The 24,701-nt window shown below is 72.4% G+C and carries 25 protein-coding genes and 1 riboswitch; of the genes, 12 read left to right on the forward strand and 13 right to left on the reverse strand.

Annotated elements, in window-relative coordinates; translation table 11 throughout:
• The first annotated feature begins 82 nt into the window (after positions 1 to 82).
• A riboswitch (TPP riboswitch) is annotated at positions 83 to 196 on the forward strand.
• From thiO to V4Y03_RS08325, 6 genes are all read left to right on the forward strand, one after another.
• On the forward strand, positions 194 to 1,441 hold the full coding sequence (gene thiO, locus V4Y03_RS08300; protein WP_443079760.1) for a glycine oxidase ThiO: 1,248 nt from the start codon (positions 194 to 196) through the stop codon (positions 1,439 to 1,441). Its footprint overlaps the riboswitch before it by 3 nt.
• Positions 1,438 to 1,638, forward strand: coding sequence for a sulfur carrier protein ThiS (gene thiS, locus V4Y03_RS08305; RefSeq protein WP_317879006.1), 201 nt, complete (start codon positions 1,438 to 1,440; stop codon positions 1,636 to 1,638). The genes thiO and thiS overlap by 4 nt, the downstream gene beginning before the upstream one ends.
• A gap of 5 nt (positions 1,639 to 1,643) precedes the next feature.
• Positions 1,644 to 2,438, forward strand: a complete 795-nt coding sequence (locus V4Y03_RS08310; RefSeq protein WP_332434498.1) for a thiazole synthase — start codon at positions 1,644 to 1,646, stop codon at positions 2,436 to 2,438.
• Positions 2,439 to 2,580: 142 nt separating this feature from the next.
• Complete coding sequence (pknB, locus tag V4Y03_RS08315; RefSeq protein WP_332434499.1) at positions 2,581 to 4,488, forward strand: Stk1 family PASTA domain-containing Ser/Thr kinase; 1,908 nt, start codon at positions 2,581 to 2,583, stop codon at positions 4,486 to 4,488.
• 6 nt (positions 4,489 to 4,494) lie between these two features.
• Positions 4,495 to 5,346, forward strand: coding sequence for a deoxyribonuclease IV (locus tag V4Y03_RS08320; protein ID WP_332434500.1), 852 nt, complete (start codon positions 4,495 to 4,497; stop codon positions 5,344 to 5,346).
• Between the two features lie 85 nt (positions 5,347 to 5,431).
• The gene (locus V4Y03_RS08325) at positions 5,432 to 6,040 is read left to right on the forward strand and encodes a DUF4396 domain-containing protein (protein WP_332434501.1); all 609 of its coding nucleotides are present in this window, start codon (positions 5,432 to 5,434) and stop codon (positions 6,038 to 6,040) included.
• A gap of 68 nt (positions 6,041 to 6,108) precedes the next feature.
• Here V4Y03_RS08325 and V4Y03_RS08330 read toward each other — a convergent pair whose 3' ends face one another.
• Positions 6,109 to 6,753, reverse strand: coding sequence for a sulfite oxidase-like oxidoreductase (locus V4Y03_RS08330; protein ID WP_332434502.1), 645 nt, complete (start codon positions 6,751 to 6,753; stop codon positions 6,109 to 6,111).
• 177 nt (positions 6,754 to 6,930) lie between these two features.
• On the opposite strand from V4Y03_RS08330, the gene bfr reads away from it, so the two are divergent.
• Positions 6,931 to 7,407 (forward strand): bacterioferritin, encoded by a 477-nt coding sequence (gene bfr, locus V4Y03_RS08335; RefSeq protein ID WP_332434503.1) that lies wholly within the window; start codon positions 6,931 to 6,933, stop codon positions 7,405 to 7,407.
• 59 nt (positions 7,408 to 7,466) lie between these two features.
• Here bfr and V4Y03_RS08340 read toward each other — a convergent pair whose 3' ends face one another.
• Together V4Y03_RS08340 and V4Y03_RS08345 are read right to left on the reverse strand one after the other, a co-directional pair.
• Positions 7,467 to 7,703 (reverse strand): (2Fe-2S)-binding protein, encoded by a 237-nt coding sequence (locus V4Y03_RS08340; protein ID WP_317876747.1) that lies wholly within the window; start codon positions 7,701 to 7,703, stop codon positions 7,467 to 7,469.
• A 132-nt stretch (positions 7,704 to 7,835) separates the two neighbouring features.
• Positions 7,836 to 9,188 carry a class II 3-deoxy-7-phosphoheptulonate synthase gene (locus tag V4Y03_RS08345; RefSeq protein WP_317876748.1) on the reverse strand — a complete coding sequence of 451 codons (1,353 nt, stop codon included), beginning with the start codon at positions 9,186 to 9,188 and terminating at the stop codon, positions 7,836 to 7,838.
• A gap of 154 nt (positions 9,189 to 9,342) precedes the next feature.
• Here V4Y03_RS08345 and V4Y03_RS08350 point away from each other — a divergent pair, with 154 nt between their 5' ends.
• The 3 genes from V4Y03_RS08350 (at position 9,343) to V4Y03_RS08355 (ending at position 14,254) form a co-directional block, all read left to right on the forward strand.
• Positions 9,343 to 12,120, forward strand: coding sequence for an N-acetylmuramoyl-L-alanine amidase (locus V4Y03_RS08350; RefSeq protein ID WP_332434504.1), 2,778 nt, complete (start codon positions 9,343 to 9,345; stop codon positions 12,118 to 12,120).
• Positions 12,121 to 12,227: 107 nt separating this feature from the next.
• The gene (locus V4Y03_RS33875; RefSeq protein ID WP_071892416.1) at positions 12,228 to 12,284 is read left to right on the forward strand and encodes a trp operon leader peptide; all 57 of its coding nucleotides are present in this window, start codon (positions 12,228 to 12,230) and stop codon (positions 12,282 to 12,284) included.
• A 98-nt stretch (positions 12,285 to 12,382) separates the two neighbouring features.
• Entirely contained in the window at positions 12,383 to 14,254 is a 1,872-nt protein-coding gene (locus V4Y03_RS08355; RefSeq protein WP_332434505.1) for an anthranilate synthase family protein, read from the forward strand.
• A gap of 28 nt (positions 14,255 to 14,282) precedes the next feature.
• On the opposite strand, the gene V4Y03_RS08360 is transcribed toward V4Y03_RS08355, so the two are convergent.
• Genes V4Y03_RS08360 through V4Y03_RS08380 form a run of 5 tightly spaced genes read right to left on the reverse strand, consistent with a single transcriptional unit; the run spans position 14,283 to position 18,866 of the window.
• On the reverse strand, positions 14,283 to 15,065 hold the full coding sequence (locus tag V4Y03_RS08360; protein ID WP_332434506.1) for a S1 family peptidase: 783 nt from the start codon (positions 15,063 to 15,065) through the stop codon (positions 14,283 to 14,285).
• 50 nt (positions 15,066 to 15,115) lie between these two features.
• Positions 15,116 to 16,141 (reverse strand): 2-hydroxyacid dehydrogenase, encoded by a 1,026-nt coding sequence (locus V4Y03_RS08365; protein WP_317877789.1) that lies wholly within the window; start codon positions 16,139 to 16,141, stop codon positions 15,116 to 15,118.
• Between the two features lie 58 nt (positions 16,142 to 16,199).
• Entirely contained in the window at positions 16,200 to 16,847 is a 648-nt protein-coding gene (locus tag V4Y03_RS08370; RefSeq protein WP_317877793.1) for a response regulator transcription factor, read from the reverse strand.
• Positions 16,848 to 16,867: 20 nt separating this feature from the next.
• Positions 16,868 to 18,079, reverse strand: a complete 1,212-nt coding sequence (gene macS / locus V4Y03_RS08375; protein WP_317877790.1) for a MacS family sensor histidine kinase — start codon at positions 18,077 to 18,079, stop codon at positions 16,868 to 16,870.
• 55 nt (positions 18,080 to 18,134) lie between these two features.
• The gene (locus tag V4Y03_RS08380) at positions 18,135 to 18,866 is read right to left on the reverse strand and encodes a lysophospholipid acyltransferase family protein (RefSeq protein ID WP_442809816.1); all 732 of its coding nucleotides are present in this window, start codon (positions 18,864 to 18,866) and stop codon (positions 18,135 to 18,137) included.
• 190 nt (positions 18,867 to 19,056) lie between these two features.
• On the opposite strand from V4Y03_RS08380, the gene V4Y03_RS08385 reads away from it, so the two are divergent.
• Both V4Y03_RS08385 and V4Y03_RS08390 read left to right on the forward strand, forming a co-directional pair.
• On the forward strand, positions 19,057 to 19,839 hold the full coding sequence (locus tag V4Y03_RS08385) for an alpha/beta hydrolase (protein WP_332434507.1): 783 nt from the start codon (positions 19,057 to 19,059) through the stop codon (positions 19,837 to 19,839).
• Complete coding sequence (locus V4Y03_RS08390) at positions 19,832 to 20,566, forward strand: hypothetical protein (protein WP_332434508.1); 735 nt, start codon at positions 19,832 to 19,834, stop codon at positions 20,564 to 20,566. Before V4Y03_RS08385 ends, V4Y03_RS08390 begins: the two co-directional genes overlap by 8 nt.
• 67 nt (positions 20,567 to 20,633) lie before the next feature.
• Here V4Y03_RS08390 and V4Y03_RS08395 read toward each other — a convergent pair whose 3' ends face one another.
• The 5 genes from V4Y03_RS08395 to V4Y03_RS08415 all read right to left on the reverse strand — a co-directional run bounded on the left by V4Y03_RS08395 (position 20,634) and on the right by V4Y03_RS08415 (position 24,673).
• Entirely contained in the window at positions 20,634 to 21,380 is a 747-nt protein-coding gene (locus V4Y03_RS08395; protein ID WP_332434509.1) for an endonuclease/exonuclease/phosphatase family protein, read from the reverse strand.
• 83 nt (positions 21,381 to 21,463) lie between these two features.
• Positions 21,464 to 22,405 carry an ROK family glucokinase gene (locus V4Y03_RS08400; RefSeq protein ID WP_317878682.1) on the reverse strand — a complete coding sequence of 314 codons (942 nt, stop codon included), beginning with the start codon at positions 22,403 to 22,405 and terminating at the stop codon, positions 21,464 to 21,466.
• 66 nt (positions 22,406 to 22,471) lie between these two features.
• On the reverse strand, positions 22,472 to 22,993 hold the full coding sequence (locus tag V4Y03_RS08405; RefSeq protein ID WP_332434510.1) for a DUF5304 domain-containing protein: 522 nt from the start codon (positions 22,991 to 22,993) through the stop codon (positions 22,472 to 22,474).
• 42 nt (positions 22,994 to 23,035) lie between these two features.
• The gene (locus V4Y03_RS08410; RefSeq protein ID WP_332434511.1) at positions 23,036 to 24,166 is read right to left on the reverse strand and encodes an ArsA family ATPase; all 1,131 of its coding nucleotides are present in this window, start codon (positions 24,164 to 24,166) and stop codon (positions 23,036 to 23,038) included.
• A gap of 63 nt (positions 24,167 to 24,229) precedes the next feature.
• Positions 24,230 to 24,673, reverse strand: coding sequence for an SRPBCC family protein (locus V4Y03_RS08415; RefSeq protein WP_317878430.1), 444 nt, complete (start codon positions 24,671 to 24,673; stop codon positions 24,230 to 24,232).
• Positions 24,674 to 24,701 lie beyond the last annotated feature (28 nt).

Genomic DNA, 24,701 nt, shown 5'->3' on the forward strand with positions numbered 1-24,701 from the left:
CCGACCACCTTACGCATCTGACGGACCGTCAGGAAGGGTGGGGCCTGGGACCGCACCGGGCCTGCGGTTAGTCTGGCGGGCGTAAAGCACTCGCGGGAGCCCGGACGCACCGGGCTGAGAGGGAGGCTGGGACGGCCTCCGACCGTACGAACCTGATCCGGGTCATGCCGGCGAAGGGAGGGGCTGGACGCCCATGCGTTCTTCCGAGGTCCACGCACCGCACACGCCAGATGTCCATGTGTCCGATGCCCGTGCGACCGATGCCCGCGCGCCGGATGACCGGCCGTCCGACGTCCTCGTCGTCGGCGGCGGCGTCATCGGCCTCGTCACGGCCTGGCGGGCCGCGCGGCGCGGGCTGCGCACCGCCGTCGTCGACCCCGGCCCCGGCGGCGGCGCCGCACGGGTCGCGGCCGGGATGCTCGCCGCCGTCACCGAACTCCACTACGGCGAGGAGACCCTGCTCGGGCTCAACCTCGCCTCCGCCGCCCGGTATCCGGCGTTCGTCGCCGAGCTCCGGGAGGCGACCGGCCACGACGTCGGCTACCGCGCCTGCGGCACCCTCGCCGTCGCCCTCGACGCCGACGACCGGGCCCACCTGCGCGAACTCCACGCCCTCCAGACCCGCTGCGGGCTCACCTCGGAGTGGCTCAGCGGCCGCGACTGCCGCCGCCTCGAACCGATGCTCGCCCCGGGGGTGCGCGGCGGACTGCGGGTGGACGGCGACCACCAGGTCGACCCGCGCCGGCTCGCCGCCGCACTCCTCGTCGCCTGCGAACGCGCCGGGGTGGTCTTCCACCGCGCCCTCGCGCGGAGCCTGACGGTGGTACGGGACCGGGCGCGCGGTGTCGTGCTCGACGGCGGCCGGGAGCTGACCGCCGACCAGGTCGTGCTCGCCGCGGGCAGCCTGAGCGGGCGCCTCGCGGGCGTGCCGCCCGAGGTGCTTCCGCCGGTCCGCCCGGTGAAGGGCCAGGTGCTGCGGCTGCGGGTGCCCGCCCCGTACGCCCCCTTCCTCTCCCGTACCGTCCGGGCCGTCGTCCGCGGCAGCCACGTCTATCTGGTGCCCCGCGAGAACGGCGAACTGGTCGTCGGCGCCACCAGCGAGGAACTCGGCTGGGACACCACGGTCACCGCCGGCGGGGTGTACGAGCTGCTCCGCGACGCCCACGAGCTGGTCCCCGGCATCACCGAGCTGCCGCTCACCGAGACCCTGGCGGGCCTGCGCCCCGGCTCCCCCGACAACGCGCCGCTGCTCGGCCCCACCGCCCTGCCCGGCCTGCACCTGGCCACCGGCCACTACCGCAACGGGGTGCTGCTCACCCCCGTCACCGGCGACGTCATGGCCGAGGTGCTCACCACGGGCGCCCTCCCCGACGAGGCGCGCCCCTTCACCCCCCGCCGTTTCTCCTCCACTCCTCCCGTACGTCAGGAGCAGCCCGCATGAACGTGTCCGTGAACGGGGAAGCCCGCGTGCTCTCCGGCCCCCTCTCCCTCGACGACCTCGTCGCCACCCTGACCACGGCCCGCTCCGGGGTCGCCGCCGCCCTCAACGAGACGGTGGTGCCGCGCGGCGAGTGGGCGGCGACGCCGCTCGGCGAGGGCGACCGGGTCGAGGTCCTCACCGCGGTGCAGGGGGGCTGAGCGTGATGTCCGACGACGTGTTCGCCCTCGGGGGGACGGAGTTCTCGTCCCGCCTGATCATGGGCACCGGCGGGGCGCCCAGCCTCGACGTGCTCGAACGCTCGCTGATCGCCAGCGGCACGGAGCTGACCACGGTCGCGATGCGGCGCCTGGACCCGACCGTCCAGGGCTCGGTCCTCTCCGTCCTGGACCGGCTCGGCATCCGGGTCCTGCCGAACACGGCGGGCTGCTACACGGCGGGCGAGGCCGTCCTCACGGCCCGGCTGGCCCGGGAGGCGCTCGGCACCGACTGGATCAAGCTGGAGGTCGTCGCCGACGAGCGGACCCTCCTCCCCGACGGGGAGGAACTCCTCGCCGCCGCCGAGACCCTGGTCGACGACGGTTTCACCGTGCTCCCCTACACCAATGACGACCCGGTCCTCGCGCGCAAGCTGGAGGACGCGGGGTGCGCGGCGATCATGCCGCTCGGCTCCCCCATCGGCTCCGGCCTCGGCATCCGCAACCCGCACAACTTCCAGCTGATCGCGGAGCGGGCCGGGGTGCCGGTGATCCTCGACGCGGGCGCGGGCACGGCCTCGGACGCGGCGCTCGCGATGGAGCTGGGGTGCGCGGCGGTGATGCTGGCCTCGGCGGTGACCCGGGCACAGGAGCCGGTCCTGATGGCCGCGGCGATGCGGCACGCGGTCGAGGCGGGCCGGCTGGCCCACCGGGCGGGCCGCATCCCCCGCCGCCACTTCGCCGAGGCGTCCTCGCCGGTGGCGGGCCGCGCCGCCCTGGACCCGGAACGCCCGGCGTTCTGATCCGGAGGGCCGCCGGCCCGCCGGGCCCGTACGGCCCCCGCTGCGGCGCCCGTACGGTGCCGGTGCGGCGCTCGTCACAGCTGCGCTGCAGTACCGGGGCATCCGCGCGGGGGCCGGGTCCACGGCTCGTAGACTCGACGCCGTGGACACGACCCTTCAGGACCCCCTCGTCGGGCGGCTGCTCGACGGCCGCTACCGCGTCGACGCGCGCATCGCCGTCGGCGGGATGGCCACGGTCTACCGGGCCGTCGACACCCGCCTCGACCGCGTCCTCGCGCTCAAGGTGATGCACCCGGCGCTCGCGACCGACGCCGCCTTCGTCGAGCGGTTCATCCGCGAGGCGAAGTCCGTCGCCCGGCTCTCCCACCCCAATGTGGTCGGGGTCTTCGACCAGGGCGCCGAGGGCGCGTACGTGTACCTGGCCATGGAGTACGTCGCCGGCTGCACGCTGCGGGACGTGCTGCGCGAGCGCGGGGCCCTCGCGCCCCGGGCCGCGCTGGACATCCTGGAGCCGGTGCTCGCCGCGCTCGGCGCCGCGCACCGGGCCGGGTTCGTCCACCGGGACATGAAGCCGGAGAACGTCCTGATAGGGGACGACGGCCGGGTGAAGGTCGCCGACTTCGGTCTCGTACGGGCGGTGGGCTCGGCGACCGCCACCACCGGCTCGGTCCTCGGGACCGTCTCCTACCTGGCGCCGGAGCAGATCGAGCACGGCACCGCCGACACCCGCGCCGATGTGTACGCCTGCGGCGTCGTCCTGTACGAGATGCTGACCGGCGGCAAGCCGCACTCCGGCGACACCCCCGCGCAGGTGCTCTACCAGCACCTCCACATGGATGTGCCCGCCCCCTCCGCCACCGTCCCCGGGCTCGCCCTGGAGCTGGACGAGCTGGTCGCGGCGGCCACCGCCCGCAACCCCGACGTCCGCCCGTACGACGCCGTGGCCCTGCTCGGCCTGGTCCGCGAGGCCCGCTCCCGGCTCGGCGACGCCCAGCTGGACGCCGTACCCCCGCAGGCGCGGTCCGAGGACCGGAGCACCACCGAGGACCGGACCAGTGTGATCGCCCGGGCCGTACCGGCCGAGGCGGACGCCCAGGAAGTGCTGCACACCAACCGGATGCCGGTGCCGGAGCCGCCCCCGGCGACCGCCCGTCGCCGCCGGCCGCCGCGCGGCCCACTCCTCCTCGTCGTCGGCGTACTGCTCGCCCTCGGCCTGGGCACCGGTGTCTGGTACATCAATTCCGGCCAGTTCACCCGTGTCCCCGCCGTGCTCGGCCAGACCGAGGCCGTCGCGACGAAGCGGATCACCGATGCCGGCCTCGAGGTCGGCACGACGAAGCGCGCGTTCAGCGAGGTGTACGAGCGCGGCACCGTCATGGCCGTCGACCCGGCCCCCGGCGAGCGCCTCCGGGGCAGCGGCAGGGTCACCCTGACCCTCTCCCGGGGCCCGGAGACCGTGAAGGTGCCCAACCTCAGGAACAAGCCGCTCGCCGAGGCCCGGCGCACCCTTGAGCAGCAGGGCCTGGCCGTCGGGGTGATCACCAGCTCCTTCAGCGAGACCGTCGACCAGGGCTCCGTGATCGGCTCCGACCCGGAGCCCGGCACCGAGCGCGCGCCCGACTCGGCCGTGGCCCTGGTGGTCAGCAAGGGCTCGCCGATCGATGTGCCGGACGTGACGGGTGAGACGGTCGAGGCCGCCACCGCGACGCTCCAGGAGGCCGGGCTCACCGTCCGGGTCGCCCCGGAGCGGGTCAACTCGCCCGAGGACGCCGGTGCCGTCGCGGCCCAGTCCCTCGCCGAGGGCAGCCGGGCCGCCGAGGGCGACACGATCACCCTGACCGTCTCCAAGGGCCCGAAGCTGGTCCCGGTCCCGGACGTCACCGACAGTTCGACCGACGAGGCGCGTACGGCGCTGGAGGACGCGGGCTTCGAGGTGGAGGTCAAGAAGTCCTTCCCCTACCTCGGCGACACGGTCTCGGGCCAGTCCGTGGAGGGCGGCTCCACCGCGCCCGAGGGCTCCACCGTCACGATCACGATCAAGGGGCTTTAGGAACTGATGCGCAATCCCGTCGGCGGCCACGTCCCGGTGGCGGGTGGCCTCGCCACCGTCGGCCTCGGTTACGCCCGTGAGCTGGGCGCGGAGACCGTGCAGGTCTTCGTCGCCAATCCGCGCGGCTGGGCGACCCCGGCCGGCAGTGCGGCCCAGGACGAGCGGTTCCGGGCCGAGTGCGAGGCCGAGTCGATCTCGGCCTGGGTGCACGCCCCGTATCTGATCAACTTCGGCTCCCACACCGAGGCCACCGCCGAGAAGTCGGTGGAGTCGATGCGGCACTCGCTGCGGCGCGGCCGGGAGATCGGCGCGAAGGGCGTGGTGGTGCACACCGGCTCGGCGACCGGGGGCCGCACGCGCGCGGTGGCGCTCGCGCAGGTCAGGGAGCTGCTGCTGCCGCTGCTCGACGAGCTGACGCACGACGACGACCCGTTCCTGCTCCTCGAGTCGACGGCGGGCCAGGGCTTCTCGCTCTGCTCGCGCGCGGAGGACTTCGGCCCGTACTTCGACGCCCTCGACCGGCACCCGAAGCTGGGGATCTGTCTGGACACCTGCCACATCTTCGCCGCGGGCCACGATCTGACCGGCCCGCACGGCGCCGCGCAGACGCTCGACCAGCTGGTGGAGACCGTGGGCGAGGGACGGCTGAAACTGATCCACGCCAACGACTCGCAGGACGTCGTCGGCGCGCGCAAGGACCGGCACGCGAACATCGGCGCGGGCCACATCGGCGAGGACGGCTTCCGGAACCTGCTCCGGCACCCGGCGACCGACGGCGTCCCGCTGATCATCGAGACTCCCGGCGGCAAGGCGGGGCACCTCGCGGACGTGGAGCTGCTCAAGAAGCTGAGGGGCTGACCCCGATTTCGCGTTGAGGAATACCCCAGGGGGGTATACGGTTCCTCTAACGGCAGGAACCGCTACCCGACCTTGGGGGCACCCGATGCAGCACGACGCGCACGCCCGTCACGAACACGGCACCGACACCACCGACCACACGGGTCACGCGGAGCACACCAGCCACGCGGACCACACCGGTCACATGGTGGGGCGCGAGGAGCACGCCGGCCACTCGGCGGCACACGAGCACCACGGCGCCCACCACGCCCCCGGCAAGGTCTCCTGGTCCATGGCCGCGAAGGCCACGCTGCACTGCCTCACCGGCTGCGCCATCGGCGAGATCCTCGGCATGATGATCGGCACCGCGCTCGGCTGGAGCAACATGCAGACGATGATCCTCGCGATCGTCCTGGCCTTCTTCTTCGGCTACGCGCTCACCCTGCGCGGCATCCTGGCCGCCGGCGTCGACTTCAGGACGGCCTTCAAGGTCGCGCTGGCCGCCGACACCCTCTCCATCGCGGTCATGGAGATCATCGACAACGGCGTCATCGCGCTCTGGCCCGGCGCCATGGACGCGCACCTGGACGAGCCGCTCTTCTGGATCGTGCTCGCCATCGCGCTCGCCGCCGCCTTCGTGATCACCACCCCGGTCAACAAGTGGATGATCGGCCGCGGCAAGGGCCACGCGGTGGTCCACCAGTACCACCACTGAACGGCCCGAACGACGACCGAACGACCCGACCGCCACCGAACGACGACCTCGACGCACGGCCCGGAGCGCTACAGCTCCGGGCCGTCGCCCGGTTCCTCCTGGTACGAGTACCGCTGCTCCGCCCACGGGTCACCGAGGTTGTGGTAGCCGCGCTCCTCCCAGAAACCCCGGCGGTCGGCGGCCATGTACTCCACGCCCCGGACCCACTTGGGCCCCTTCCAGGCGTACAGGTGCGGGACGACGAGACGCAGCGGGAAGCCGTGCTCGGCGGTGAGCAGCTCCCCGTCCTTGTGGGTGGCGAAGATCGTGCCGTCGGCGGCGAAGTCGGCGAGCCGCATGTTGGCGCTGTAGCCGTACTCGGCCCAGACCATCACATGGGTCACCGAGGGCGCGGGCGGGGCGAGGTCGAGGACCGTGCGGGCGGTCACGCCACCCCACTCGGCGCCGAGCATGCTGAATTTCGTGACGCAGTGCAGATCGGCCACGACCGTGGAGAAGGGGAGGGCCGTGAACTCCTCGTGGTTCCAGCAGCGCTTGTCACCGTCGGCCGTCGCGCCGAAGACGCGGAACTCCCAGCGGTCCGGCTTGAACTTGGGGACGGGCCCGTAGTGGGTGACCGGCCAGCCGCGCTGGAGCCGCTGACCCGGCGGAAGGTCCGGCGAACGATCCGGCTGACCCGCTTCCCGGTGTACTCCGCTCTCCGGCTGACCCATGTCATCCATGGTGACAGACCGCGAGGGGTGGTCATGACCAGGCTACCTTCCGGGCATCACGATTCGGGCAACTCCCACTAAGCCTGCACTTACTGGACGCCCCCCATTCGGGGTGCGAGGATGCGGCCATCCCGCCCGGTGACGGCATAGACACGGAACGTGGAAGGAGCCTCTGCGATGCAGGGCGACCCCGAGGTCCTCGAGTTTCTCAACGAGCAGCTGACCGGCGAGCTGACGGCCATCAACCAGTACTGGCTGCACTACCGCATCCAGGACGACAAGGGCTGGACGAAGCTCGCCAAGTACACCCGCGAAGAGTCCATCGACGAGATGAAGCACGCGGACAAGCTGACCGAGCGCATCCTGATGCTCGACGGCCTGCCCAACTACCAGCGACTCTTCCATGTACGGGTCGGCCAGACCCTCACCGAGATGTTCCAGGCGGACCGCCAGGTCGAGGTGGAGGCGATCGACCGGCTGCGGCGCGGGATCGAGGTCATGCGCGCCAAGGGGGACGTCACGTCCGCCAACCTCTTCGAGGAGATCCTCGCCGACGAGGAGCACCACATCGACTACCTGGACACCCAGCTGGGGCTGATCGAGTCCCTGGGCGAGGCGCTGTACATCTCGACCCTGATCGAGCAGCCCAGCTGATCGTGCGGACGGACTGATCGAGCGGACGGGCCGAGCCGGCACCGGCCGGGCGGCCGGGGCTAAGCGGCTTCCGGCAGTTCGACGGCCTCCGGCGTCAGGGCGGGCATCCCCTGGTCCAGAAGTTCGCGGCGCGGGCAGTTGCCGCGTCCGAGAATGGCCTGAATGCGACGGACGCAGGATCCGCAGTCCGTACCGGCCTTGCAGGCCGAGGCGATCTGGCGGGGCGTGCAGGCGCCCGCGTCCGCATGGTCCTTGACCTGCTTCTCCGTCACGCCGAAGCACGAGCAGACGTACAACGCGGTTCACCTCCCGCCGTGATCGATAAGGCTAACCTAACCTTACCCGGCACGGCGGGGGCCGCAAAAGGCCGGATACGACGATGGGGCGCGGATCACATGGATCCGCGCCCCATCGTCGTAGGTATCCACTTACTGATCGCGGTACATCTCCGCCACCAGGAACGCCAGGTCCAGGGACTGGCTGCGGTTGAGACGCGGGTCGCAGGCCGTCTCGTAGCGCTGGTGCAGGTCGTCGACGAAGATCTCGTCGCCGCCGCCCACGCACTCGGTGACGTCGTCACCGGTGAGCTCGACGTGGATGCCGCCCGGGTGGGTGCCGAGCGCCTTGTGGACCTCGAAGAAGCCCTTGACCTCGTCGAGCACGTCGTCGAAGCGGCGGGTCTTGTGGCCGGAGGCGGCCTCGAAGGTGTTGCCGTGCATCGGGTCGGTGACCCAGACGACGGCGGCACCGGAGGCGGTGACCTTCTCGACCAGCTCGGGGAGCTTGTCGCGGACCTTGTCGGCGCCCATGCGGACGATGAAGGTCAGCCGGCCCGGCTCGCGGTCCGGGTCGAGACGGTCGATGTACGTCAGCGCCTCGTCCACCGAGGTGGTCGGGCCCAGCTTGATGCCGATCGGGTTCGCGATGCGCGAGGCGAACTCGATGTGGGCGTGATCGAGCTGGCGGGTGCGCTCACCGATCCAGACCATGTGGCCGGAGGTGTCGTACAGCTTGCCGGTGCGCGAGTCCGTACGGGTGAGGGCGCCCTCGTAGTCGAGCAGCAGCGCCTCGTGGGAGGCGTAGAACTCGACGGCCTTGAACTCGGCCGGGTCGGTGCCGCAGGCCTTCATGAAGTTCAGCGCGTTGTCGATCTCGCGGGCGAGCGCCTCGTAGCGCTGGCCCGAGGGGGACGACTTCACGAAGTCCTGGTTCCAGGCGTGCACCTGGCGCAGGTCGGCGTAGCCGCCGGTGGTGAAGGCGCGCACCAGGTTGAGCGTGGAGGCGGACGCGTTGTACATCCGCTTCAGGCGCTCGGGGTCCGGGATGCGGGACTTCTCGTCGAAGCCGAAGCCGTTGACCGAGTCGCCCCGGTAGGTCGGCAGGGTCACGCCGTCACGGGTCTCGGTGCCCTTGGAGCGGGGCTTCGAGTACTGGCCGGCGATGCGGCCGACCTTCACCACGGGCACGGAGGCCGCGTAGGTGAGGACGGCGCTCATCTGGAGCAGCGTCTTGAGCTTGGCCCTGATGTGGTCGGCGGACACGGCGTCGAAGGCCTCGGCGCAGTCGCCGCCCTGGAGCAGGAACGCCTCGCCACGGGCGACGGCTCCCATCCGGGCGCGCAGCTGGTCGCACTCGCCGGCGAAGACGAGCGGAGGATACGACTCGAGGTCCGCGATCACATCGCGCAGAGCCTCGGCATCGGGGTACTCGGGCTGCTGCGCCGCGGGCAGGTCTCGCCAGGTCGCCTCGGCGACGGCGTGGGAATCAGCGTTCACGGTCACGTGCACCACATTACGGGGTTCTTCGTCCAGTCCTGTCCGTCTGCCCAGTGACTGAGACGCGCGCCCGGTATGTCCCCCGCCGATCTTCATGCCATCGAGTGGTGTTACCCTCTGGCCCGTTTCACAACACAACAGTCGAACCACAGGGGTGGGCGTGACCCAGAGGCACCGCAGGGACCGCAAGAAGAGACGACTCTTGTACGGAGCGGCGGCGGCTGTCGTCGCCACCGCCACGATCGGCACCATCGCGGTCGCCTCACCGGGCCTCCTCGGCGCGGCGGGCGACAAGGCGTCCGCGAGTGACGCTTCCCTCCAGTCGCAGTTCGCAAACGCGGCGCGCGAGTTCGACGTGCCGCAGAGCGTGCTGATGGCGGTGTCGTACCAGCAGACCCGCTGGGAGTCGCACGACGGGGAGCCCAGCACCACCGGCGCGTACAACGTCATGGGTCTGACGAAGGTCGACCCGGACGACGTGGCCCAGAAGGTCACGGACGAGCAGATCGACCACTTCAACGGCTCCGGGCGCCCGGAGATCGAGAAGAAGTTCGACCGCGCGCTGGTCCGCCGCATCCTGGAGAAGGCCGTCGTCGACACCGACGACCCGCGGCTGCACACCCTGGACAAGGGTGCGGAGCTGATCGACAGCTCCACGGAGACCGTGCAGAACGACACCGCGGCCTCCATCCGCGCCGGTGCCGCGCTGCTCGCCGACTACCAGAAGCAGGCCGGCGCCGAGCTGTCCGACGACCCGGGCGACTGGTACCCGGCCGTGGCCCGGTACAGCCAGTCCCCGGAGCGGAAGGGCGCCGACCTCTTCGCGAAGCGCGTCTTCGCGTCGATCAAGAAGGGCGAGCGGGCGCTCACCCTGGACGGCGAGCAGGTCGCGCTGCCGGCCGACCCGTCGGCCGAGCCGGTCAAGCCCTCGAACGTCCCGCTGGCGGCCACCTTCGCCGCCACGACGGCGACCCCGACCCCCGAGTGCCCGACGAGTCTGAACTGCTCCTTCGTGCCGGTCCGCACGGACCCGGGCGGCGCGCGCAACTACACGCCCGCCGACCGCCCCAACCAGGGCGTCGACATCCGGCAGATCGTCATCCACGACACCGAGGGCCCCTACCAGGGCTCGCTGGACACGCTGACCGACCCGAAGGGCGCGGGCAGCGCGCACTACCTGATCCGGGCCCAGGACGGCCAGGTCACCCAGATGCTGGAGAACAAGCAGCTGGCGTGGCACGCGGGCAACTGGACGCTCAACATGCACGCCATCGGCGTGGAGCACGAGGGCTTCGCCATGAAGGAGGGGAGCTGGTTCACCGAGCCCCAGTACCGCTCCTCCGCCGAGCTGGTGAAGTTCCTGGCGAGCAAGTACGGCGTCCCGATCGACCGCGAGCACATCATCGGGCACGACGAGGTGGCGCTCCAGACCGACAACCGGGTCGCGAGCCTCCACTGGGACGCGGGCCCGTACTGGGACTGGAACTACTACATGTCCCTCCTGGGCGCCCCGCAGGGCGACAAGGGCGCCGGCGGTCTGCTCCGGGCCGGCCAGGTGGTCCGCGTGGTGCCGCCGTTCACCACGGCCAACCAGCCGAAGCTGACCACGGGCACCACCACCGCCACCCCGCGTCCGGCCAACTTCGGCTACCTCTACACCTCGCCGTCGACGAGCGCGACGACGCTGAAGGACCCGTACTTCACCTCGCTGTGGTCCGAGGGTTCCAACTACGGCAACAAGGTCCGCGCGGGCGGCTCGTACGTGGTCGCCGAGTCCCGGACCGACTGGACCGCGATCTGGTACGCGGGCCAGAAGGCCTGGTTCTACAACCCGGGCGGCCAGTACACCGTGCCCGTGAGCGGCGCCACGACCGTCAAGGTCAAGGCCGGGCTGAACTCGACCAACGTCTTCGGCCGCGCCTTCCCCGACACCGCCGCCTACACGGCCGCCGGCCTCGCCGCCCCGGGCGACGAGAACGCCTTCCTGACGAAGTTCACCTTCGCCGCCGGCCAGGCCTACGTGAAGGCCGGCCCCGCGGTGAAGGGCGACGACTGGTTCGGCTCCGCCCAGCGGAACGTCGTCGGCAGCACGATGTTCGTGCCGATCCGCTTCCACCACAAGATCACCTGGGTGAAGCAGAGCGACATCGAGGAGGCGGCCGGCGCCGCCCCCGTCGCCACGAACAACCGCTACAACCTGCTCGCCCGTGACACCTCCGGTGTCCTGTGGCAGTACCAGGGCAACGGCACCGGCGCGTTCCTCTCCCGCTACCGCGTCGGCGGCGGCTGGAACGCGTACGACACCATCACTCCCCTGACCGCGCTGCGCGCCGACGGCACCGGTGACGCGGTGGCCCGTGAGGCCTCCGGCACGCTCTGGTACTACCAGGGCAGCGGCAACCCCGCCTCGCCGTTCAAGGCCCGGCTCAGGACCGGTGGCGGCTGGCAGGTCTACGACCGGATCCTCGGCATCCGCGACCTGAACGGCGACTCCAAGCCGGATCTGATCGCCCGGGAGAAGTCGGGCGTGCTCTGGTACTACCAGGGCACCGGCAACCCGGCGGTCCCGTTCGCCACCCGGCTCCGGGTCGGCGGTGGCTGGCAGACGTACAACCAGCTCATCAGCACCGGTGACCTGAACGGTGACGGCAGGGCCGACATGGTCGCCCGCGACACCACCGGCGTGCTCTGGTACTACCAGGGCACCGGCAAGCCCGCCACGCCGTTCGCACCCCGCGTCAGGGTCGGCGGCGGCTGGGGCGCCTACAACAGCATGGTGGGTCCGAGCGACCTCGACGCCGACGGCAAGGTCGACCTCGTCGCCCGGGAGTCCAGCGGCGCGATGTGGTTCTACAAGGGCACCGGCAAGCCCACCGCTCCCTTCGCCGCCCGTGTGCAGGTCGGCCCGGGCTGGCAGATCTACAACATGATCTTCTGATCCGATCGGGTAGCCGAAGGCAGTCGAACGGCTCACGGGGCCCGGCTCGCACCGTCCACGGTGCGGACCGGGCCCCGCTCCGCTTCCCGCTGGGCTACAGTGCTCGCATGTTCGCGCCTCAGATCCAGAACTGGTGGTGGACCGCTCACCCGGCGGCCCACTGATCGCGCGTACACCGAACGCACAGGCCGCCCCGAGAGGGCGGCCTTTCTCGTACCCGGGGCCGTTCCTCTCCGCACACCGACGGAAGGAACGACGGACCATGGACCTCTCCCGTCTCCTCGACGACTCCTGCCCGCCCTTCGCCCTGCTGCGCCGCCGCACCCCCGGCCGCGACCACGACACCGTCGAGGTCCTGATCGGCCGGGTCCACGAGGCCGAGCGCCTCGCGGACCTTCCCGTCGGCCCCCGGCCGACGCTCGCCCTGGTGCCCTTCCGGCAGATCAGGGAGCGCGGCTTCGACGTCCGCGACGACGGCACCCCCCTCTCCGTCCTGGTCGCCGACGAGACCCACGAACTGCCGCTCGCCGAGGCCCTCGCGCAGCTTCCGGCGCACGACGTGACCGTCGAGGACGGCGGCTTCGACGTCTGTGACGAGGAGTACGCCGGGATCGTGCGGCGGGTCATCGACGAGGAGATCGGCTCGGGCGAGGGCGCCAACTTCGTCATCCGGCGCACCTACACCGGGGAGATCCCCGGATTCGGCCGCGCCGACGCGCTCGCCCTGTTCCGGCGGCTGCTCTGCGGCGAGCGGGGCGCGTACTGGACCTTCGTCGTGCACACCGGCGACCGGACGCTCGTCGGGGCCAGCCCCGAGGTGCACGTCCGGATGACGGGCGGGACCGTCGTGATGAACCCGATCAGCGGCACGTACCGCTACCCGGCCGGGTCCGCCCCGACCCCCGACGGCCTGCTCGCCTTCCTCGCCGACCGCAAGGAGACCGAGGAGCTGTCGATGGTGGTCGACGAGGAGCTCAAGATGATGTGCACGGTCGGCGACATGGGCGGGGTGGTGATCGGACCGCGGCTCAAGGAGATGGCCCATCTCGCCCACACCGAGTACGAGCTGCGGGGACGCTCCAGCCTGGACGTGCGCGAGGTGCTGCGCGAGACGATGTTCGCGGCGACCGTCACCGGCTCGCCCGTGCAGAACGCCTGCCGGGTGATCGAGCGTCACGAAGCGGGCGGGCGCGGCTACTACGCCGGGGCCCTCGCCCTCCTCGGCACCGACGCGAACGGCGCCCAGACCCTGGACTCCCCCATCCTGATCCGTACCGCCGACATCGCCCCCGACGGGGGCCTGCGGGTGCCGGTCGGTGCCACGCTCGTCCGGCACTCGGATCCGGCGGGCGAGGTCGCCGAGACCCACGCCAAGGCGGCGGGGGTGCTCACCGCGCTCGGGGTCCGGGAGGGCCGCCCGGCCGGCGGGGCGGCGCCGTCCGCCGCCGCGCTCGCCGACGATCCGCGGGTACGGGCCGCCCTGGACGCGCGCCGGGCGGACCTCGCGCCGTTCTGGCTGCGGATGCAGACCCGGTCGGCCGAACTGTCGGGCCACGCGCTGGTCATCGACGCCGAGGACACCTTCACGGCGATGCTGGCGCACGTGCTGCGCTCCTCGGGCCTGGAGGTGTCGGTGCTCCGCTACGACGAGCCGGGGCTGCGCGAGCTGGCGCTCGCCCACGAGGGGCCGGTGGTCCTGGGCCCCGGGCCCGGCGACCCCTCGGACGCCGCCGACCCGAAGATGCGCTTCCTGCGCGGTCTGACGGCCGAGCTGGTGCGGGAGCACCGCCACGGCCTGCTCGGCGTCTGCCTCGGGCACGAGCTGATCGCCGCCGAACTGGGCCTGGAGATCGTCCGCAAGCGGACCCCGTTCCAGGGGGCCCAGCTGCGGATCGACCTCTTCGGACAGGAGCGGACGGTCGGCTTCTACAACAGCTTCACCGCCCGCTGCGACGACCGGACGGCGACGGAGCTGGCGCTGCACCGGATCGAGGTGAGCCGGGACGCGGAGACCGGCGAGGTGCACGCGCTGCGCGGGCCGGGCTTCGCGGGTGTGCAGTTCCACCCCGAGTCGGTGCTGACGACGGAGGGCGCGGCGCTGACGGCCGCGCTGCTCGCGGGCGTACTGGTCTGAACGTCCGACGGTGTCCTGGGCCGCCGGCTCAGGACACCGTCAGGCCCAGGTCCTTCGCGACCGCGCTGACCCGGGTGAAGACGGAGACCGGGAACTGGTCGTCGCAGTACTTGTTGCCGGTGGAGACGACACCGATGAGCTTGCCCCCGGCGGTCAGCGGGCCGCCGGAGTCACCCTTGCAGACGCTGTCGCGGGTGCCGGGGGCCGCGACCCCGCAGACCTTCAGCGCGCCGCTGTCGGTGGGGAAGGTGAAGGGATCGCAGCTCTTGAGCGGCGCGAGGCGGAGCTCGGCGGCCTTGAGGCGGGTGGCGAGGCTGTCGCGGCCGGTACGGCCCCAGCCGGTGGTCGTCGCCTTGGTGCCGGAGGCGTAGAGCGCCTTGTCCTTCGGTCCCGCGACCGGCAGCGGCTTGTAGGGCATGGGCCGGTCCAGGGTGAGGACGGCCGCGTCGTAGGTGAGCGTGGACTGCTCGAACCGGGGGTGGACCTTGATCGAGGCGATGTGCCGGACCGTGCCCTTGGGGCTGTCCAGGGCGGTGCGCCCGCCGATGACGAGGAGCTCGCGGGGGGCCTCGGCGTCGGCCACGCAGTGCGCGGCGGTGAGGACCTTGGTGGGCGCGACCAGGGTGCCGCCGCAGAACTGGGTGCCGTCCGGGGTCTCGATGAGCATGGCGTACGGGTGGTCCGTCACGGTGGTGGAGCGGCCGCCGTGGACGGCGGCGGCCGGGGTCGCCACGGCCGCCACGCCCCCGGCGGCGGCGAGGACGGAGGCGGTGAGCGCGGCGGCGGTACGGCGCCGGACGGACGAGAACATGTGATCCCCCACGGATGAGCGGCGCGCGGTCCGGTGACCGCGCCGCCTGGTCACGCTGGAGGATGCGCGGACCGGCCGGCGGGTTCCCTGGGGACGAGGACGTTCTCGCTGCGCCGTCCCGCGGTGTAGTCGAGGACGTTGCGGACGGTGGTGTCGATGATCTGGCCGACCGCGTCCACCGTGTAGTACGCCTGGTGGGAGGTGACCACCACGTTCGGGAAGGTCACCAGCCGGGCGAGCGTGTCGTCCTCGACGACCTCCAGGGACTTGTCGAGGAAGAAGAGCCCGGCCTCCGCCTCGTACACGTCGAGGCCGACGCCGGCGAAGCGGCCGGCCCGGAGTTCGGTGACGAGCGCCTCGGAGTCGAGGAGCCCGCCCCGGCTGGAGTTCACCAGGATGACGTCGTCCTTCATGGCCTTGAGGGCGGCGGCGTCGATGATGTGCTGGGTGGACGGCAGCAGCGGTACGTGGAGGCTGATGAGGTCGGCCTCGGCGAAGAGCCGTTCCTTCTCGACGTACCGCATGCCGAGGGCGAGGCAGGCGGGGTTCTCGGCGACGTCCCAGCCGAGCAGGTTCATGCCGAAGCCGTGGGCGATCCGGGTGAACGCCTCGCCGATCTTGCCGGTGCCGAGGACCCCGACGGTACGGCCCCGCAGGTCACGGCCCATCAGTCCGTCGAGCCGGAAGTCGAAGTCACGGGTCCGGTTGGAGGCGCGGACGATCCGCCGGTTGACGGCGGTGGCGAGGGTCCAGGCGAACTCCGCGACGGAGTACGGCGAGTAGTACGAGACCCGGGCGACGGTGATGCCGAGCCGCTCGGCGACCTCCAGGTCGATGTTGTTGAAGCCCGTGGAGCGCTGGGCGATCATCTGGGTCCCGCCGGCGGCGAGGGTCTGGAGGACCCGGTGGTCCAGGCTGGCGTTGACGCTGGTGGAGATGATCTCGTAGCCGGCCGCGATGGGGGCGGTGTCCTCGGTGAGGAAGACGCCCAGACAGCGGACGTCGTGGTGTCCCGCGAACGCCTTCTCGATCAGCGGCTTCTCGTCCGCCTGCACGCCGAATGCCAGGATTTCCACGTGTTTCCCCTCAACGGGACGATGGGCCGTATATGCGTGAATATACGACCCATCTGCCCTAGGCGTCGTCGAGGCCGCGCTCGATGGCGTACCTGACCAGCTCCACCCGGTTGTGGAGCTGGAGCTTGCCGAGGGTGTTCTGCACATGGTTCTGCACCGTGCGGTGCGAGATGACCAGGCGCTCGGCGATCTGCTTGTAGCTGAGCCCCTTGGCGACGAGCCGCAGGACCTCCGTCTCGCGCTCGGTCAGCTCCGGGGCCTTCGGCTCGTCGGCGCCGGAGGCCGGAGCGGGCTCGGAGGCGAGGCGGCGGTACTCGCCGAGGACGAGCCCGGCGAGGCCCGGGGTGAAGACGGGGTCGCCGACCGCCGTCCGCCGCACGGCGTCGATCAGCTCCTCGGTGCTGGCGGACTTGAGGAGGTAGCCGGTGGCGCCCGACTTCACGGCCTCCAGGACGTCGGCGTGCTCGCCGCTCGCCGAGAGCACCAGGACCCGCAGCCGCGGCCGGCCGCCGACGAGTTCCTTGCACACCTGGACGCCCGGCTTCACCGGCAGGTTCAGGTCCAGGACGAGGACGTCGGGCCCGGCCGCGACGGCGCGGCGCACCGCCTGCTCCCCGTCGCCCGCGGTGGCGACGACGTCGAAGCCCGCCTCCGCCAGGTCGCGGGCGACCGCGTCCCGCCACATCGGGTGGTCGTCGACCACCATCACCTTGATCGGCTGCTCGCTCACTTCTCCCCTGCCTTCCCCCGTGGGACCTTCAACTCGACTTCCGTGCCCTGCCCGGGGACCGAGATCAGCTCGGCCTCGCCGCCCAGATCCCGCAGTCTCCCCCGGATGGAGAGGGCGACGCCCATCCGGCCCTCGCCCTCGGCCTGCGCGAGGCGGCCCTCCGGGATGCCGGGGCCGTCGTCCCGGACGGTGACGATCACCTCGTCCGGCCAGTCCTCGACGAGGATCCAGGCCTGCGCCTCCTCGCCCGCGTGCACCCGTACGTTGTCCAGGGCGGCGCCGACGGCGGCGGCCAGCTCGCGCGCGGCGGGCGGCGCCAGCAGCACGGGCGCACCCGGCTCGGAGAGGGTGACCCGGGCCCCGGCGCGCGGGGCGAGCAGCAGCCGCAGGTCCACGGGCGTGTCGTCGTCCGGTTCCTCGTCCACCTCGACGACCCGTACGACGGCCCCCTCGGACTCGTCCTCGGAGACCAGGCTGGGCCGGGCGAGGCCGCCCGCGACGAGGGTGCGGAGGGCCACTTCCTGGTCGCCCGCCATCCGGCCGAGTTCGGCGGCCTCGCCGCCGAGCGCGGTGCCGCGCCGCTGCACCATGGCGAGGACCTGGAGGACGCTGTCGTGGATGTCGCGGGCGAGCCGCTCCCGTTCCCGGGTGGCGGCCTCGATCTCCAGGGCGCGGGCGAGGGTGCGCTCGGAGGCGCGGGCGACCTCGACGACGTATCCGATGGCGATGGAGGCGACCCAGACGAGGAGGACGTTGTGGAAGGTGTCCCGGCTGGGGTGGCCGCGCTCGACGATGTTGGCGACGGCGACGACGGAGGAGGCCACGCCGGCCCAGCGCCAACCGCCCTTGATCGCGTATGCCAGGACGGCGCCGGCGGTCCATATCGACGGCAGGGTGGGGCCGTCGACGCTCTGGGCGTGGGCGTCGGCCAGCGGGGTGAGGAGGATGCCGACGACGGCCATGGTGAGGTCGGCGCAGAGGAAGCGCCGGGTGCAGCTGGCCGCGTTCGCCACCTTGGGGAGGGTGGCGAGGGTCCAGACGCACATCACCGCCAGATAGGCGACGGCGACCCAGGGCCGTTCGAACCGGTCCCTGCCGAACACGAACAGCAGGACCGCGTAGACCATGGTCAGAAGGCGGTAGCCGGTCAGGGCCCGCCACAACGGCTGCTCGACCGACATGCGCACGACACGCTCGCGCCTGGCCATCTCCCCCACCCCCGGACGTCCCTCGCGGGACGCCTTCTCCACCGGACTCCCGGTGTTACGCGCCGGACTCTTCCCGGGCGGCGATCTCGGCCTTGACGGCCTCCTTGGCCGCCTTCTCCGCGTCCGCCATCTGCCGCTTGGCGGCCGTCGCGTAGATGTCGACGTACTCCTGGCCGGACAGCTTCATGATCTCGTACATGACCTCGTCGGTCACCGAACGGAGGATGAAGCGGTCGCCCTCCATGCCCTGGTAGCGGGTGAAGTCCAGCGGCTTGCCGATCCGGATGCCCGGCCGCATCAGCTTGGGGACCACCTTGCCGGGCGGCTGGATCTTCTCGGTGTCGATCATCGCGACCGGGATCACCGGCGCGCCGGTGGCCAGGGCCACCCGGGCCAGACCGCCGGGCTTGCCCCGGTAGAGGCGGCCGTCGGGCGAGCGGGTGCCCTCGGGGTAGATCCCGAAGAGCCCGCCCTTCTCGATGACCTCGATGCCGGCCTTGATCGCCGCCTCGCCCGCGCCCCGGGCGCCCGAACGGTCCACCGGGAGCTGTCCGACGCCCTTGAAGAAGGCGGCGGTGAGCTTGCCCTTCACACCCGGCGAGGTGAAGTACTCCGCCTTGGCGATGAAGGTGACCTTGCGGTCGAGGACGGCGGGCAGGAAGAAGGAGTCGGAGAACGACAGGTGGTTGCTCGCCAGAATCGCGGGCCCCTCGGCGGGAATGTTCTCCAGACCCTCCACCCAGGGCCGGAAGGCAAGCTTCAGGGACCCTCCGAGGGAGAACTTCATTGCGCCGTAGATCAACTCGCCATGCCTTCCGTGTGCCGTCGCGACGACTTTATCCCGTACCGGCGTACGCCCCCCGCTACGGCCCTGGTCGGTGTCGGTCCGGTCGCGTACCGTGAAGGTCCCTTCCCCATGTTCCGTCGCTTCGGCGCACCCGAAGACGGACGCGAAGCCGAGCGAACAGGAGACCCCGGTGACGGTCCTTCCCGGAGCCGAGCCGTACCGCCACGAGGGCGGAGAGGTCGGCGTCCTTCTCTGTCACGGATTCACCGGTTCCCCGCAGTCGATGCGCCCGTGGGCCGAGTATCTGGCCGAGCGCGGTCTGACCGTCTCGGTGCCGCTGCTGCCGGGCCACGGCACCCGCTGGCAGGACATGCAGCTCACCACCTGGCACGACTGGTACGCGGAGGTGGACCGGGCCCTGCGCGAGCTTCTGGAGCGGTGCACGACCGTCTTCGTCTTCGGCCTCTCGATGGGCGGGGCGCTGACCCTGCGGCTGGCCGCCCAGCACGGGGACGCCGTGAAGGGCGTCGTCCTGGTCAACCCGGGCAACAAGGTGCACGGCCTGGCCGCGCACGCGCTGCCGGTCGCCCGCCATCTGCTCCCCTCCACCAAGGGCATCGCCAGCGACATCGCCAAGGAGGGCGTCACCGAGGTCGGCTACGACCGGGTGCCGCTGCACGCCGCGCACTCCCTGCGCGCGTTCTTCCGGCTCGTCGACGCGGAGCTTCCGCAGGTCACGCAGCCGGTCGTCCTGCTCCACAGCCCGCAGGACCATGTCGTGCCGCCGGTCGACTCGGCCCGGATCCTCTCCCGGATCTCCTCGACGGACGTCCGCGAGATCCTGCTGGAACAGAGCTACCACGTGGCGACGTTGGACCATGACGCGGAGCGGATCTTCGACGAGAGCCTGGCCTTCGTCGAGCGTCTCGCCCCGGGGCTGGTCGACGAACAGGGGAGCAGGAGCGGTGGCTGAGCAGCAGGACGGCGGCGAGCGGGAGCCGCAGCCCATAGACGAGGAGGCGGCCTGGGCCGCGATCGTCGCCGGGTACGGCGAGGAGCCCGTGGACCCTCCGGGGGCGAAGCCGTACCGGCCGATCGAGAACCTGGCCCTGCCGGAGCCGGAGGACGAGGCCGGGGACGACGGGGAGGGCACGCCCGGGGAGACCCGGCCGCCGCTGAGGCCGAGGCCGACGGTCGGCGAGGGCACGCCCTGGAAGCCGAGGCCGACGGCCGGGAAGACCCCGCCGGAGGGGGCCGAGGCGGCCGAGGCGGCTGAGGCGGCCAAGGCCGCCGAGGACGAGGCCGACGGGGACTCCGACGCGGGCCCCGAGCGGCCCGCGCTCGGCAGCTCGATCGTCTTCGCGCCCGGCGTCGGCGTGCGGCCCCCCGGGCCCCGGGACTACTCCCCCGCCGAACCGGACGACGCCCCGGGCGGCTCCGACGAGGGGCACTTCGTGCCGCCGGAGCCGCCTCCGCTGCCGGAGGCGGACACCACGACCAAGTTCGCCTGGCTGGCCGTGGTCGGCGGCCCGGTCCTGATGCTGGTGGCCGTGCTGCTCCAGTGGGACATGACCTGGTGGCTGACGACGCTCAGCATCGGCGGCTTCCTGGGCGGCTTCGCCACCCTGGTGGGGCGGATGAAGCACGACGACGAGGATGACGACGGCTTCGACGACCCGGGCCGCGGGGCGGTCGTCTAGTCCGGACGTGGGCCGGGCGGGACTTTCCCGGCCCGGCCCGGCCAGGCACGGCGCGGGCCGGGCCGGGTCAGCCGGCCGCCGGTACGCGGACCGCCGCCAGCACCGGAAGGTGGTCGGTGGCGGCCCGCAGGTCGGCCGGATCGAGGTCGGCCGGCACCCCGCAGCCGAGGAACTCGACGCCCGGGGTGGCCAGGATCGCGTCGATCCGCTGGTGCGGGCCGCCGGAGGTCGAGGTGTACTCGCCGCCCCGGGGGCTGGCCTCCCAGCCGTCCCGGAGCTCCGTCGTCAGCCGGCGGAAGGCGGCGCCGTCGGGCCGCTCGTTGAGGTCCCCGCCGACCAGGGCGTACGGGGTCCCCAGGGCGGCGACCCGGTCGAGGACCATGCCCGCCTGGGCGTACCGCTCGTCCTTCCGGAGGCTCAGATGGCAGCTGACGACGCCGACCCGGGCCCCGGCGAAGCGGACGACGGCGGTCGCGAGGCCGCGCCGGTGCAGGCCGGGGGTGAGCGGCAGCAGCACGTCCTCGGTGTGTTCGACGGTGGCCCGCAGCGAGCAGAGCAGCATCGGCCCCGCCGCGGTGGCACCACCGCTCAGCAGGACGAGTTCGCTCTTCGCGGCGAGCCGGGCGGCGTGTTTGCGCCAGCGGAAGAAGCGTGGGGCCTCCTGGACCATGACGAGGTCCGGGGCGCAGGCCCGGATGACCCGGGCGAGGGCGTCCTCGTCGTCGCGCATCGCGCGCACGTTGTAGCTGAGGACCCGGAGGACGGCCGAACCGTCCTCCTCGGTGCGGGAGTTGGGCAGCTCACTGATCGCCATGGCACGTAACGTACGGCAGCCGCCCGCCGCGTCCGGTGCGGACGCGGCGGGCGGCTGCCGTGATCAGTCCTCCTGCGGGCCGTTCAGCCCTGGCGGGCGAGGTCGGCCGCGCCGACGAGTCCGGCCTTGTTGCCCAGCTGGGCGGCGAGGACCTGGGCGTGCGGCCGCCACTGGCCGCCGATCAGCCAGCGCCGGAAGGACTTGCGGATCGGGTCGAGGACCAGGTCGCCCTCGTCCGAGACGCCGCCGCCGACGATGAACGCCGAGGGGTCGAAGAGCGAGGCCAGGTCGGCGAGACCGGCGCCCGCCCAGCGGGCCAGCTCGCGGAAGGAGTCGACGGCCACCGGGTCGCCCGCGCGGGCGGCCTGGCTGACGTGCTTGCCCTCGATGCCCTCCGGGGTGCCGTCGCCGAGGCCGAGGAGGATCTCCGCGCGCTCCGGGGTGGCGTTGGCGCGCTGCCTGGCGTAGCGGACGAGCGCGCGCCCGGAGGCGTACTGCTCCCAGCAGCCCTGGCTGCCGCAGCCGCAGAGCAGACCGTCCGGGACGACCCGGATGTGGCCGAACTCGGCAGCCACGCCGAAGCGTCCGCGGCGCAGCTTGTTGCCGATGATGATGCCGCCGCCGAGGCCGGTGCCGAGGGTGATGCAGATGACGTCCTCGTGGCCCTGGCCGGCGCCGAACCTGTACTCGCCCCAGGCCGCCGCGTTGGCGTCGTTCTCGACGACGACGGGCAGGCCGACCCGCTGCTCGACCTTGTCCTTGAGCGGCTCGTGCCGCCAGTCGATGTTCGGCGCGAAGAGGACGGTGGCACGCTTGTCGTCGACGTAGCCCGCGGCGCCGATGCCGACGGCCTCGATCGAGTGGCCCTTGCCGGCCTCGGAGACGGCGGCGCTGATCGCGTCGACGATGCCCTCGGGGGTCGGCGGGGTGGGCACCTTGTGCGTGTCGAGGATCTTGCCGTCCTCGTCGACCACGCCGGCCGCGATCTTCGTGCCGCCGATGTCGACGCCGATGGTGAGTCCCATGTGTCCCTCAGTTTTCGGTCGAGCCCCGCTAGGGCCCACCGTACCCGAGGGGAGCTCGCCCGTTGATCAGTCGAGGTCGATGTGCTGGCCGGTTCCCGGCCCTTCGTCGCCCTTGTGATCGTCCTTGTGATCGTCCTCGGGGTCGGCCTTGTGATCGGCCTTGGGGTCGGCCTTGTGATCGGCCTCGCGCGGCGGCTCCGGGTCGGCGTCCCGGCGCGGGTCGTCGGCCTCGGGCACGGACCCTCCGCGGGTCCAGCGGGTCTCGTGGCCCTCGACGGCGGAGCGGTAGGCGGCGAGCAGCTCGTTCCCGGCGGCGGCGAGGTGGTCGAAGACCTGCGGGTTGCGCTCGATGACGGGCTCGACGACGGACTTCGCCTGGCTGACGAGCTGCTGCACGGTCTGTACGGCCTGGCCGCCGAGCTGTGGGTTCCCGAGTCCGCCGGCGACCTTGTCGGCGACGGCCTCGAACAGCTTGCGGAACTCCTCGGCGGCGGAGCCGGGCTCCGTCCCGCGCTCGGCCCTGCGACGGGCCTTCTCCGCCTCCAGGTCCTCGGCGCACGCCTTGGCCCAGGCGTCCGAATCGCTCATGGCGTACTCCTCAGTGGTGGTACTTCGACGGTACACGCCTCCTCAGGAGGTACGGGGCCAGAGCCCGGGGTCGGGGGTGAAGCGGACCCGGAGGTCCCCCTCGACGAGCCCGGCGCCGGTGACGGTGCAGCGGCGCAGGGCGGCGGGCAGGGGCAGGTTGCGGCGGAAGGCTCCGACGGTGAGCAGCAGTTCGTCACCCCTGCGGACGAGGGACAGCTCGTCCTTGACGGCGCCGGGCAGACCGATGTGCCAGACGAGGACACCGTCCTCCTCCCGCCGGTCCTCGACGGTCCACTCCGGTACGGGGACGGGCTCGGCCGCGGGCCGGGCGGGCGCCAGGAGGGCCAGGTCCTCGGGTCCGCGCGGGTCCCGGCCGAGGTGCGGCAGCTCGTCGAGGGTCCCGCCGGCGGTACGGAGCTCCGCCAGGTGCCGGTGCTGCTGGGCGGTGAGTCCGGCGAGCCAGGGGTCCTCGGACGTGGCGGGCAGCAGCCGGTTGGCGACGACGGCGTCGAGTGCGAGGCCCTGGAGGGCGAGGCCGAGGCGGGCGGTGCGCAGGGCGTCCGCGGCGGCGGGGCCGGGTTCGAGGACGAGCCGGACGCTGGTGGCGGGGGCGTCGACGACGGCCTGGACGGCGGCCAGCTCGGCTTCCCAGCGCGCGGCGGTCGCGTACAGCCACTGCGCGGGCATGGGGACCCCGGCGAGCTGGGCGAGCATCGGGCGCAGGGCGCGGGCGGCCTGCCGTTCCGGGGGCAGGAGGCGGCGCAGATAGCGGCGGAGCTGCTCGGGCAGGGCGAGGACGGCGAGCGCCTCGGGGAGCGGCGGCAGGTCGACGACGGCCAGGTCGTGGTCACCGGCGGCGGCGTCGCGCAGGGAGCGCAGCAGGGCGAAGTGGCGGCTGCCGGGGAGTTCGGTGAGTTCGGCGTCCTCGAAGGGCGCGGCGCCCAGCAGGTCGAGGGCGGCGGCGGAGCGCTCCTGGAGGGCGAGGAACTCGCGGCGGAAGTCGGCGGCGGGTGCGGGCCGCAGGACCCTGAGGCCGTCGCCGCCCAGCAGCGGATCGGCGCCCTCGGAGACGAGGAGGACCCGGCGCCCGGCCCGCGCCTCGGCGAGCGCGGTCGCGGCGGCGACGGTGGTACGCCCGGCGCCGCCGAGCCCGGTGACAAGAATGATCCGCATACGAAGGACGTTACCGGGCCCTGTCGTGGGCGATCGTTCCGCCGGCCACGACGGCGGGAGCGCCTACGCGCCCGATTCCACCCGCTGCTTGAGGCCCGCGAGGGCGCGGTCGATGATGACCTTCTCCGCCTTGCGCTTGATCATGCCGAGCATCGGGATCTTGACGTCGACGGTCAGCTGGTAGGTGACCTCGGTGTGGGCGCCGCCGGCGACCGGGGCGAGCCGGTAGGAGCCGTCGAGGGAGCGGAGCATCTGGGACTTGACCAGGGTCCAGCTGACCTCGTCGGCGCCGGTCCAGGTGTACGCGAGGGTGTGGTCGTCCTTGATCGCGCCGGCGTCGAGGAGCAGCCGGACCTTCTCGGCGCGGCCGGCGGCGTCGGTCTCCAGGACCTCGGCCTCCTTCACCTCGCCCGTCCACTCGGGGTAGCGGGCGAAGTCGGCGATCACGCCCATGACGTCGGCCGGTGCCGCCTCGATCGTGATGCTCGAGCTGGTGTGTTCGGCCATCGTGGTGGCTCCTCCACTGTGCGGTCCG

It is taken from the genome of Streptomyces sp. P9-A4, assembly GCF_036634195.1.
GTDB lineage: Bacteria > Actinomycetota > Actinomycetes > Streptomycetales > Streptomycetaceae > Streptomyces.